The sequence below is a fragment of the Streptomyces sp. NPDC048600 genome (assembly GCF_055587025.1).
Genome location: NZ_JBVJGZ010000008.1, coordinates 314,028 through 326,165 on the forward strand (window position 1 = coordinate 314,028; position 12,138 = coordinate 326,165).

The 12,138-nt window shown below is 70.5% G+C and carries 6 protein-coding genes; 2 read left to right on the forward strand and 4 right to left on the reverse strand.

All coding sequences use genetic code 11. From position 1 onward, the window contains the following. Positions 1-94: 94 nt before the first annotated feature. On the reverse strand, positions 95-5,029 hold the full coding sequence (locus ACZ6SQ_RS14445; protein WP_469560917.1) for an NAD-glutamate dehydrogenase: 4,935 nt from the start codon (positions 5,027-5,029) through the stop codon (positions 95-97). 749 nt (positions 5,030-5,778) lie between these two features. Here ACZ6SQ_RS14445 and ACZ6SQ_RS14450 point away from each other — a divergent pair. After that, a complete protein-coding gene (locus tag ACZ6SQ_RS14450; protein ID WP_469560920.1) occupies positions 5,779-6,345 on the forward strand; it encodes a DJ-1/PfpI family protein in 567 nt (188 codons plus the stop codon). Between the two features lie 86 nt (positions 6,346-6,431). On the opposite strand, the gene ACZ6SQ_RS14455 is transcribed toward ACZ6SQ_RS14450, so the two are convergent. After that, positions 6,432-7,097: an HAD family hydrolase gene (locus ACZ6SQ_RS14455; protein WP_469560923.1), complete on the reverse strand. Its 666-nt coding sequence runs from the start codon at positions 7,095-7,097 to the stop codon at positions 6,432-6,434. A gap of 119 nt (positions 7,098-7,216) precedes the next feature. Beyond that, positions 7,217-7,732, reverse strand: a complete 516-nt coding sequence (locus ACZ6SQ_RS14460) for a DUF6912 family protein (RefSeq protein WP_469560925.1) — start codon at positions 7,730-7,732, stop codon at positions 7,217-7,219. A 354-nt stretch (positions 7,733-8,086) separates the two neighbouring features. Between ACZ6SQ_RS14460 and ACZ6SQ_RS14465 the strand changes: the two genes are divergently transcribed. After that, positions 8,087-8,854 (forward strand): Rv3235 family protein, encoded by a 768-nt coding sequence (locus ACZ6SQ_RS14465; protein ID WP_469561004.1) that lies wholly within the window; start codon positions 8,087-8,089, stop codon positions 8,852-8,854. A gap of 159 nt (positions 8,855-9,013) precedes the next feature. Here ACZ6SQ_RS14465 and secA read toward each other — a convergent pair whose 3' ends face one another. Beyond that, positions 9,014-11,866 (reverse strand): preprotein translocase subunit SecA, encoded by a 2,853-nt coding sequence (gene secA / locus ACZ6SQ_RS14470; RefSeq protein ID WP_469560927.1) that lies wholly within the window; start codon positions 11,864-11,866, stop codon positions 9,014-9,016. Positions 11,867-12,138 lie beyond the last annotated feature (272 nt).

The window sequence follows — 12,138 nt, forward strand, 5'->3', positions numbered from 1 at the left end:
GCCCCCCGGCCCAGGCGGAGAACATAAGATATATCAAGCAGAATACCTCACCTCCCCCCCCCCCCCCCCCCCCCCCCCTCCCGTTCTCATGGCGTCACGTGTGCGTGCGCAGCAGGGTCCTCATCGTGCGCATCGCCACCGACAGGTTCGCCAGGTCGAACGCCTCCGAGCCCTGGATCTCCTCCAGTGTGCTGCGGGCGCGGCCGAGGAGCGCCTGGTTCTTCTGCTCCCACAGCTCGAAGCGCTCCGCCGGTGTCGAGGAGCCGTTGCCGACCGCCAGGACGTCGGCGGTCACCGCCGCGTGGGCCGCGTACAGGTCCTCGCGGATGGCGGCACGCGCCATGGACTGCCAGCGGTCCTCACGCGGCAGCTCGATGATGCGGTCCATGAGCTGGGTGATGCGGAGCCGGTCGGCGAGGTCGTAGTAGACCTCGGCGACCTCCAGCGCCTCCTGGCCCGTGCGGTCGGCCACCGAGACGATGTCCAGCGCCGGGAAGGCGGAGGAGAACCCGGCCACCCGGCTCGCCAGCTCGTCCGGCACACCGGAGGCGGTCAGCTCGTCGTGGATCTGCTGCCACCACTCGAGGTCCGCGCCCTTGATCAGCTTGGGCATCTGCTGCCAGACCTGCTCCACCCGCTCGGCGAAGAAGCCGACCGTCTCGGCGAGCTCCAGCGGCTGCGGGCGGTTGTTGAGCAGCCAGCGCGTCCCGCGCTCGACGAGGCGGCGCGAGTGCAGCCGGATGCGGGTCTGCACGGCGGCCTCGACCCGGTTGTCGAGGGCCTCGACGCCGTCCCACACCTCCCCCGAGCGGAAGATCACGCGCGCGGCGGTCTGCGCCCGCACGATCTCCTCCAGCGACGCCCCGGTCTCCTCGCGCATCCGGTGCAGATACGTCGTACCACCGGTGTTGACCGTGTCGTTGACCAGGACGGTCGTGGTGATCTCGCGGCGCAGCGGGTGGTTGTCGATGTGCGCGGCGAACTCCGTGCGCAGCGCGGTCGGGAAGTAGGCGTCCAGCAGGCTGCGCAAATACGGGTCGTCCGGCAGCGTGGTCGCCAGCAGGTCCTCGGCGACCGTGATCTTCGTGTACGCCAACAGGACCGCGGTCTCCGGGCCGGTCAGGCCGTGCCCGGAGGTCAGGCGCTCGCGGATCTGGCGGTCGGTCGGCAGGAACTCCAGGGCCCGGTCGAGGTGGCCCTCGCGCACCAGGTGGCGCATGAAGCGCTGCTGGGCGTGGAGCATGTCCCTGGACTGGGCGAGCGCGTTGGCGATCGCCGTGTTCTGCGCGTAGTTGTTGCGGAGCACCAGACGGCCGACCTCGTCGGTCATCTCGGCGAGCAGCTTGTTGCGCTGCTTGACGGTCATGTCGCCCTCGGTGACCAGACCGTTGAGCAGGATCTTGATGTTCACCTCGTGGTCGGAGGTGTCCACGCCCGCGCTGTTGTCGATGGCGTCGGTGTTGATCCGCCCGCCGTGCAGCGCGAACTCGATGCGGCCGAGCTGGGTCAGGCCCAGGTTGCCGCCCTCGCCGACGACCTTGACGCGCAGGTCGCTGCCGTCGACGCGGATGGAGTCGTTGGCCTTGTCACCGACGTCGGCGTTCGACTCGTGGGACGACTTGACGTAGGTGCCGATGCCGCCGTTCCACAGCAGGTCGACCGGCGCGTGCAGGATCGCCTTCATCAGGTCGGCCGGCGTCATCTTGGAGATCTTCTCCTCGATGCCGAGGGCCTCCCGGATGTGGCTGTTGAGCTGGATCGCCTTGGCCGTGCGCGGGAACACGCCGCCGCCCGCGGAGATCAGCCCGGTGTCGTAGTCGGCCCAGCTGGAGCGCGGCAGCTCGAACAGCCGGCGGCGCTCGGCGTATCCGGTGGCCGCGTCGGGGTTGGGGTCGATGAAGATGTGCCGGTGGTCGAAGGCGGCGACCAGGCGGATGTGCTCGCTGAGCAGCATGCCGTTGCCGAACACGTCACCGGACATGTCGCCGATGCCGACGACCGTGAAGTCCTCGCTCTGCGTGTCCACGCCCAGCTCGCGGAAGTGCCGCTTGACGGACTCCCAGGCACCGCGGGCGGTGATGCCCATGCCCTTGTGGTCGTAGCCGGCCGAACCACCGGAGGCGAACGCGTCGCCCAGCCAGAAGTTGTACTGCTCGGCGACCCCGTTGGCGATGTCCGAGAAGGTCGCGGTGCCCTTGTCGGCGGCGACGACGAGGTAGGTGTCGTCCTCGTCGTGGCGGACCACGTCCGCCGGGGGCACGACCTCGCCGGCCACCATGTTGTCGGTGATGTCGAGCAGCGCGGAGATGAAGGTCTTGTAGCTGGCGACGCCCTCGGCCAGCCACGCGTCCCGGTCCACGCTCGGGTCCGGCAGCTGCTTGGCGACGAAGCCGCCCTTGGCGCCGACCGGCACGATGACGGTGTTCTTCACCATCTGCGCCTTGACCAGGCCGAGGATCTCGGTACGGAAGTCCTCACGCCGGTCGGACCAGCGCAGACCGCCGCGCGCGACCTTGCCGAAGCGCAGGTGCACGCCCTCCACCCGCGGCGAGTACACCCAGATCTCGAACGCCGGGCGCGGCGCGGGCAGGTCCGGGATGGCCTGCGGGTCGAACTTCATGGACACGTAGTCGTGCCACTGGCCGCCCGCCGCCTCCTGGAAGAAGTTGGTGCGCAGCGTCGCCTTGATCACGGTGAGGAAGGAGCGCAGGATGCGGTCCTCGTCCAGCGAGGCGACCTGGTCGAGCGCGGCGTCCAGCTCCTCGAGCAGGGCGTCGACCAGCTCGTGGCCCGCGCGCTGCCGGTCGGGCGACATCCGCGCCTCGAACAGCGACACCAGCAGCCGGGTGGTGTGGACGTTGTTGCGGAGGGTGTCCTCCATGTAGTCCTGGCTGAAGGTGGAACCGGCCTGGCGCAGGTACTTGGCGTACGCGCGCAGCACGGTGGCCTGCCGCCAGTTCAGCCCGGCGCTCAGCACGAGGGAGTTGAATCCGTCGTTCTCGGCCTTGCCGGTCCAGGTGGCGGCGAAGGCCTCCTGGAACCGCTCACGGGCGTCGTCGGCGAGGTAGTCGCCGTTGCCGCCGCTCTGCGTCTTGGGCACGCGCATGCCGAAGTCGTAGATCCAGGCGACACTGCGGTCGGCGCAGCGCAGTTCGTAGGGACGCTCGTCGATCACCTCGACGCCGAGCCGGTTGAGGACCGGCAGGACCGCGGACAGGGAGACGGCCTGGCCCTTGCGGTAGATCTTGAAGCGGCGCTCGTCGGGGGCGGCGCCCATCGGCTCGTAGAGGCTGAGCGCGAAGTCCTTGTGCTCGTCGAGCCGCTCCAGGTGGACGAGATCGGCGACCGCCGCGCGCGGGCTGTGGTCGGCCTTGTAGCCCTCGGGGAAGGCGTTGCCGTAGCGGCGCAGCAGTTCCGCGGCGCGCTCCTCGCCGAGCTCGGCGTTGAGCGCGTCGGCGAAGCCGTCGGCCCAGGAGCGGGCCGCCTCGACCAGGCGGGCCTCGATGCGCTCCTTGTCGAGGTCGGACAGCTGCGGCAGCTCGGTGCCCGGCGGGACACGGACCACGAAGTGCAGCCGGGACAGGATCGACTCGGTGTTCCAGGCGGTGAAGTCGACGCTGACGCCGCCGAGCTCCTCCTTCAGGATGTCGATGATCCGCAGGCGTACGCCGGTGGTGTAGCGGTCGCGCGGGAGGTAGACCAGCGCGGAGTAGTAGCGGCCGTACTCGTCCTGGCGCAGGTACAGGCGCAGCCGGCGCCGCTCCTGGAGGTACAGCACGGACGTGGCGATCGCCCGGAGCTCGTCGGCGGGCGTCTGGAACAGCTCGTCGCGCGGGTAGGTCTCCAGGATCTGGAGCAGGTCGCGGCCGTCGTGGCTGGCGGGCGAGAAGCCGGCGCCCCTGAGGACCTCGTCGACCTTGCGGCGCACGACCGGCACACGCAGCACGGACTCGGTGTACGCGGCCGAGGAGAACAGGCCCAGGAAGCGGCGCTCGCCGACGACCTCGCCGTTCTCGTCGAACTTCTTCACGCCGACGTAGTCGAGGTACGACGGGCGGTGGACGGTGGCGCGGCTGTTGGCCTTGGTGAGGACGAGGAGCTTGTGCTCACGGGCCTTGGCGCGGGCGTCGGCGGGCAGCCGCTCGAAGGACGGGCTGACCGGGTGGCTCTCGTCCCCGGCGTGGTGCGGGTCGGAGCGCAGTATGCCGAGGCCGGTGCCGGGCACGGCGGCCAGGGAGTCGTCGTCGCGCAGCTGGTACTCGCGGTAGCCGAGGAAGGTGAAGTGGTCGGCGGCCAGCCAGCGCAGCAGCTCGCGGGCCTCCTCGACCTCCTGGCTGCGCAGGTCGTCGGCGACGGGCTCCTGCGGCAGGTCCTCGGCGATGCGCAGGGCCGCGTCGCGCATCTTCTCCCAGTCCTCGACGGCCTCACGGGCGTCGGACAGGACGCGCAGCAGATCGACGGTGATCTGCTTGAGGTCGGCGCGGTCGGTCTCACGGTCGATCTCGACGTGGATCCAGGACTCGACGTGCGCGTCGTGCGGCAGCTCGCCGGTGTGCGGCGTGCTGAGCAGCTCGATGAGCTTGCCGGTCAGATCGCGTCGTACGACGACCTGCGGGTGGATCACGACATGGATGCCGCGGCCCTGGCGGGTCAGCTCGTTGGTGACGGAGTCGACCAGGAACGGCATGTCGTCGGTGACAACCTCGACCACCGAGTGGCTGCTCGCCCACGAGCTCTCTTCGACCGTGGGAGTGTGCACCCGCACGTTGGCCGTGCCCTGGGGGCGGTTCTCGGCCAGGCGGAAGTGCGAGTAGGCGGCTCCGAAGACGTCGGCCGGGTCGCGGCCGGACAGGTCCTCCGGGGCGGTGTGCAGGTAGTAGCGCTGGAGGAACGCGAGCACGGCGGCCCGGTCGGGGGTGCCGTGTTCCGTCGTCCCAGTCGGTAGGTGCCCCCCGACCGGGCTGTTCTCAGCTACCCGGGCGGCCCGTTCGAGCAGCTCGGCCTTGGCTTCGTCCAGCTTGGTCTGCATTGTCCTCTGACTCCTGTCGCGCGCCGTTGCGTGACGTTGAAAGGTGTTCGGTCTCTCCCTGCCCGGCCCGGCGCCGCCGCGACGCGGGGTGTCCGGTCTGTGCCGTCGCTGTGCCGCGAAGGGAGAAGCGCGGTCGGTTGTCGGCCGATTCCGATGCCGCCGGGGGACGGGACGCCGAAGTGGGCGCTGTCCGGATCCGGTGGGTGCTCGGAGGTGTGTTCGGCGTCCTGGGGGCCGTCACGACCCCGACCCGCCCGCGAAGACCAGCGACCGCCGCCCGGTCACGGATGTCCTCCGTGCTCTCCGGGCGCAGGGCAGGGGCGTCGGCGCCCCCGCGAGATATCGCGCTGATCACGCCACCAGGCTATCGCTCCTTCCGGGGGGCACGTCATGAGCCGTATGTGTACAAAACTGGGGGGCGAACTTTGACGTTCTGCACAGGGACGGACGGCCGAAGTGGGGTGCATGCGCTCGATCGGGTGACTGAGGGTGACTCCTGGGCCACGGCGTCCGTCCGTGCCGTCCCTGTGATCCGTGGCCGGAGAAGCCGCATCCCCTGTGATCCGTGGCCGACAAAGCCGTCCCCCGTGATCGGTGGCCGACAAAGCCTTCCCCTGTGGTCCGTGACCGGAAAAGTCGACGGCTGCGCCGGGGGCGCGCAGGCTGAAACCGAGCGCGCCTCTTGGCAAGGCGCCGCCGAGGCGGCAGGTTGCCCCATGAAGCCACGGTCCTGAGGGGAGCGCACGGCCATGACAGCGAAAATCCTCATCGTCACCGGAGACGCGGCGGAGTCCCTGGAAGTCCTCTATCCCTACCAGCGCCTGCGCGAGGAGGGCTACGAGGTCCATATCGCCGCCCCGACCCGCAAGAAGCTCCAGTTCGTCGTCCACGACTTCGAGGACGGCTTCGACACGTACACCGAGAAGCCCGGCTACACCTGGCCCGCCGACCTCGCCTTCTCGGAGGTCGAGCCCGGCGAGTACGTGGCCGTGGTCGTCCCCGGCGGCCGTGCGCCCGAGTACCTGCGCAACGACCCCGAGCTGCGCAAGATCCTCAAGTCCTTCTTCGACGCGGACAAGCCCGTCGCCCAGATCTGCCACGGCCCCCTCCTCACCGCCTCGGTGGACGGTCTGCGCGGCCGCCGTGTCACCGCGTATCCCGCCCTCGAACTCGACATGCAGGCCGCCGGCGCCACGTTCGCCGACGCCGAGGCCGTCGTCGACGGCACCCTCGTCTCCTCCCGGGCCTGGCCGGACCACTCGGCGTGGATGCGGGAGTTCCTGACCGTGCTGCGGGTGAAGGCGCCGGTCACCTGAGCGGGCCGTCCGGCTGACGGTGCGGGGAGTGCCAGGCAGGTGCCCCGCACCGGGCCCTCCCTGCCGTGCGGCGCTCCGTGGCCGCCCTACGCCGCGAGCCGCTCCGCCTCGGCGACCGCCTCCGCCAGCGTGTCCACGACCGGCACGCCCACGGTCTCCAGGCTGGCTCTGCCGTGCGACCCCCCGGTGTAGAGCACCGCACGCGCGCCCACGTGCAGTGCGGCCACCGCGTCGTCGGCGGCGTCCCCGATCACCACGGTCCGTCCGGCGTCCACGCGGGGCAGCGACCGCAGGTGCCGCACCATGTGCTCGGCCTTGCTGCCCCCGGACGGTCCCGTCCGCCCGTCGACGCGGAGGAAGTGCGCCTCGATCCCGAAGCCCCGCACCAGCGGCACGAGCTCCTCGTGCCCGTACATGCTGAGGATCGACTGGCTGCGCCCTGCCGCCCCCCAGTGCGTCAGCAGGTCGGTCACGCCCTCGGTCAGCCCGCAGCGCATGCGGTGCTGGGTGTAGTACCGGTGGAAGGTGTCGTCCATGACCTGCCACTCGGCGTCGGTGGGCAGGCGCCCCATCAGCCGCTCGTAGAACTTCGGCACCGGCACGCAGTACAGCGCCCGGTACTGCTCCAGCGTGATCGGCTCCAGGCCCAGCTCGGCGAACGCCGCGTTCGTCGCCCCGATGATGGCGTCGTTGTCGTGGAACAGCGTCCCGTTCCAGTCCCAGACGATGTGCGCCGCGTTGTGCATCCCCATGCCCAAGAACGTACCCGCCCCCACTGACAATCAGGAGAACCGCAGGTCAGCGGCGTACGGAGGGCGACCAGCCCCCCACGGTTTCCGGGGTCCGGCGCGGCAGACGGACGGATGCGGGTTCAGGCGCCCTGACCCACCAGGTTCGGAATCTCCTGCGTGGCGAACCACAGCAGCTCGTGGTCCTCGGCGCCGTCCACGACGAACTGCGCGTCGTCGTCCCCGCCGTCCGCCGCCTCGAGCGCACGCACCGCCGCCGTCACGTCCTCCTCCGCGTCGTCGGAGTCGACATGCACCGAGGCCGCCTTGGCCAGCCGTACGGCCGCGCCGACCCGCACCTCACCGAGCGCGGCCGGGTCGAGCCCCCGGTCGGGGTCGGCCACGGCGGAGTCCTCGGGAACGTCGACGGCGACCACGACCCGGCGCCGCACGGCACCGGGCTCCGCGGCGAGCAGCCGCAGCGAGGCCAGCGCGGCACGGCTCAGGGCGGCGTACTCCAGCTCCTCGATGTCGTCGGAGAGGTACCACTCGCGCAGCGCGGGCGTGACGGCGTACGCCACGAACGGCTCGGCCTCCAGCTGACCCGTCTTGTACGCCTCGGCGAGACCGGAGAGGGTCAGGGGGACGTAGACGCGCATGAGCAGGCCGCTTTCGTGTCGGAGGACTGACCGGACCCACGGGGCTCGGAGCTCCCCGATGGGCCTTCAGGATACGGTCGGTGTCCCCTTTCGAGTTGCCGTCCCCGGCCTCCCGGACGTCCACCCCGGTCCCGGAATTCACCCGGCCCACCCCGCGGGACACTGGCCGGGGCACCCCCTCACCACCTTGATAGGTGAACTTTCCGTGGCCCGGCCACGGGCTCGGGAGGTCCTTGCCGCCCCGGTCCCGCACCCCGTACAAGATCCCCACCGCGAAGTTACTGCCCGGTATGGCCGGGCCAGTCGAACGGGGACCTCATGGACATCACCACCGCAACCGCCGGCCTGCGCGTCATGGACAAGGTCATGACCAGGACCAGCCGAGAGCACCTCGCCCCGCGTTCCGCCGCCGCGAGCCGCCCCGCCCACGCCCCGGCCCGGCCGGGCACCCGGCCGCCGACCCGACGCGACCCACGCCGACCAGGGGGCCCCGCACCGCGGGCGGGCACCGCCCCGACCGTCAGGCCGCCGGGCTCCCCCGGGACCCTCGTCCCGGCCCCCGGCGCGCCCTCCACCGCACGCCCGCCCGGCACCCGGCCCGACGCACCGGGCAGCCCGTCCCGCGCCCTCCCAGGGCCGCTGAGCCCCGAGCCGCCGACGCCCACCGTCGGCCGCCAGGCCACGCGCGGCGCCGGGACAGCCCTGCCCGCCCGGCCGACGCCCCGCCCGACGACCGTCCCCGCCCAGGCCACGCCTCACCGCCCGGTGCCGCAGCCCCGTCCCACCGACCTCTTCGCCGACCGCCTGCTGCTCGTCCTCAGCGGCCAGCGCCCGGCCCACTGGATGCTGCGCCACACCGCGGGCCAGGCCTACGACGACCTCACGCGGCTCGCCGAACGCGGCCCCCTGCGCACCCGTGGCACCCGGCCCGTCGTCCGCGACATCGGCTACTACGTGCCGCGCGACGGCGCCGTCGAGGCCTTCGCCCGGATCGCCGCGGGCGACCAACTGCGGGCCATGGCCTTCCGCCTGGAACTGGGCCGCGACCGGCGCTGGCGCTGCACGGCCGTGGAACTGGGCCGCACGGCGGGGACGTCCGGCGCGCCCGCCGACGCCCGCTGACGCACACGTCCGGGAGGACGGCCGGCCTGTCGAAGCGTGGGGTCGCCGCCGCTCGGCCACACCGCCCGCCGCACCCGCACACGCGCACGCCGAAGGGCCGGCCTCCCCCTGGGAGACCGGCCCTTCGGACCCGGCGGAGCCAGGAGGCCCCGCGCGGTGTCACTTCTTGCGGCGGCGGCCCGCGGTGCCCCGCGCCTGCTTGCGGCGCTCCGCGCGCGTGAGGCCGTCGGCCTCGGAGCGCACCGGCTCGCCGTCCTCGGCGAAGTCGCCCTCGATGGTGCCGCCCTCACCGTCGACGGTCGGCGCGGAGAAGTGGAGGTTGCGCCGCTGCGGGGCGTCCAGGCCCTTGGCGCGGATCTCGGGACGCCCGCCGGCCTGCGCCGGAACGGAGTCCTGCTTCTCCAGGTCGGCCACCGGCTTGGTGTCCTCGACCGGGACCTCCTCGACCTGCTGCTCGACCTGGACCTCCAGGTTGAACAGGTAGCCGACGGACTCCTCCTTGATGCCCTCCATCATGGCGGTGAACATGTCGAAGCCCTCGCGCTGGTACTCCACCAGCGGGTCCTTCTGCGCCATGGCGCGCAGGCCGATGCCCTCCTGGAGGTAGTCCATCTCGTAGAGGTGCTCGCGCCACTTGCGGTCCAGGACCGACAGCACGACCCGGCGCTCCAGCTCACGCATGATCTCCGAGCCGAGCTGCGCCTCGCGCGACTCGTACTGCTCGTGGATGTCGTCCTTGATGGACTCGGCGATGAAGTCGGCGGTCAGTCCGGCACGGTCGCCGGCCGCGTCCTCCAGCTCCTCGACGGTGATCTTCACCGGGTAGAGCTGCTTGAAGGCGCCCCACAGCCGGTCCAGGTCCCAGTCCTCGGCGAAGCCCTCGGCCGTCTCGGCGCCGATGTAGGCGTCGATGGTGTCGTCCATGAAGTGCTGCACCTGCTCGTGCAGGTCCTCGCCCTCCAGGACGCGGCGGCGCTCGCCGTAGATGACCTCACGCTGGCGGTTGAGGACCTCGTCGTACTTCAGGACGTTCTTACGGGTCTCGAAGTTCTGCGTCTCGACCTGCGACTGCGCGGAGGCGATCGCGCGCGTGACCATCTTGTTCTCGATCGGCACGTCGTCCGGCACGTTGGCCATCGACATCACGCGCTCGACCATCTGGGCCTTGAACAGCCGCATCAGGTCGTCGCCCAGCGACAGGTAGAAGCGGGACTCGCCCGGGTCACCCTGACGGCCGGAACGACCGCGCAGCTGGTTGTCGATGCGCCGCGACTCGTGGCGCTCGGTGCCGAGCACGTACAGGCCGCCGAGGGACTCGACCTCGTCCTTCTCGGCCTTGACGGCGAGCTCGGCCCGCTTCAGGGCGGCGGGCAGGGCGTGGGCCCACTCCTCGATGTGCTCCTCGGGGTCGAGGCCGCGCTGACGCAGCTCGGCGTCGGCGAGGTCCTCGGGGTTGCCGCCGAGCTTGATGTCCGTACCACGGCCGGCCATGTTCGTGGCGACCGTGACGGCGCCCTTGCGGCCGGCCTGGGCGACGATCGTCGCCTCACGGTCGTGCTGCTTGGCGTTGAGCACCTCGTGCTGGACGCCGCGCTTGCTGAGCTGCTGCGAGAGGTACTCGGACTTCTCGACCGAGGTGGTGCCGACGAGGATCGGCTGGCCCTTCTCGTGCTTCTCGACGATGTCGTCGACGACCGCCTCGAACTTGGCGACCTCGGTGCGGTAGATCAGGTCCGACTGGTCCTTGCGGATCATCGGCTTGTTCGTCGGGATCGGGACCACGCCGAGCTTGTAGATCTGGTGGAACTCCGCGGCCTCGGTCATGGCCGTACCGGTCATGCCGGAGAGGCCGGGGACCTCCTTGCCGGCCTGGTCGTGACGCTTGTACAGGCGGAAGAAGTTCTGGAGGGTGATCGTGGCGAGCGTCTGGTTCTCGTCCTTGATCGCCACCGCTTCCTTCGCCTCGATCGCCTGGTGCATGCCCTCGTTGTAGCGGCGGCCGGCGAGGATACGGCCGGTGTGCTCGTCGACGATCATGACCTCGCCGTCGATGACGACGTAGTCCTTGTCCTTCTTGAAGAGTTCCTTGGCCTTGATGGCGTTGTTCAGGTAGCCGACCAGGGGGGTGTTCACCGACTCGTAGAGGTTGTCGATGCCCAGCCAGTCCTCGACCTTGGCGACACCGGTCTCGTGGATGGCGACCGTGCGCTTCTTCTCGTCGACGTCGTAGTCGCCGGACTCCTCGATGCCCTTCAGCGGCTGCCCGGCCTCACCGCGCTTGAGGCGGGTGACCAGCTTGGAGAAGTCGCCGTACCACTTGGTGGCCTGGTCGGCCGGGCCGGAGATGATCAGCGGCGTACGGGCCTCGTCGACCAGGATGGAGTCGACCTCGTCGACGATGGCGAAGTTGTGGCCGCGCTGGACCAGCTCGTCCTTCGACCAGGCCATGTTGTCGCGCAGGTAGTCGAAGCCGAACTCGTTGTTCGTGCCGTAGGTGATGTCGCTCGCGTACTGCTCACGGCGCTGCGCCGGCGTCATGTTGGCGAGGATGCAGCCCACGGTCAGGCCGAGGAACCTGTGGACGCGGCCCATCATCTCGGAGTCGCGCTCGGCCAGGTAGTCGTTGACCGTGATGAGGTGCACGCCTTCGCCGGACAGGGCGTTCAGATAAGCGGGCAGGGTGCCGACGAGGGTCTTGCCCTCGCCGGTCTTCATCTCGGCGACATAGCCGAGGTGCAGGGCCGCGCCGCCCATGATCTGTACGTCGTAGTGGCGCTGGCCGAGGACGCGCTTGGCGGCCTCGCGGACGGTGGCGAACGCCTCGGGAAGCAGATCGTCCAGGGTCTCACCGTCGGCGTAACGCTGCTTGTACTCATCGGTGAGGGCCCGCAGCTCGGCGTCGGAGAGGTCGACGAAGTCCTCTTCGATGGAGTTGACCTGGTCCGCGATGCGGTGCAGCTTGCGCAGGATCTTGCCTTCGCCTGCACGCATGATCTTCGAGAGGACGGACACGGGGGTTGGTCTCCTTGCCGGTCGGGCCTAGGACGGTCGGTTTCCATTTGACTTACTGAGCAACGGCCATCGTATGCGAGGACCCGGCTGGGCCGGGAGGCCTGCCGTGACCGGGCTGCCCGTTGCTTCCGGTGTGCTCCGGAATTCTCCTTCACGAGGGACAACGGACGGAGCCGCGAGATGGTGCCGGAGGGCTCCGACGAATTGCGCGAAATGTGATCACGCGCTCACGCACCGCGAAGAGATGGCCATCCGGCCCGCCCGCGCGCAGA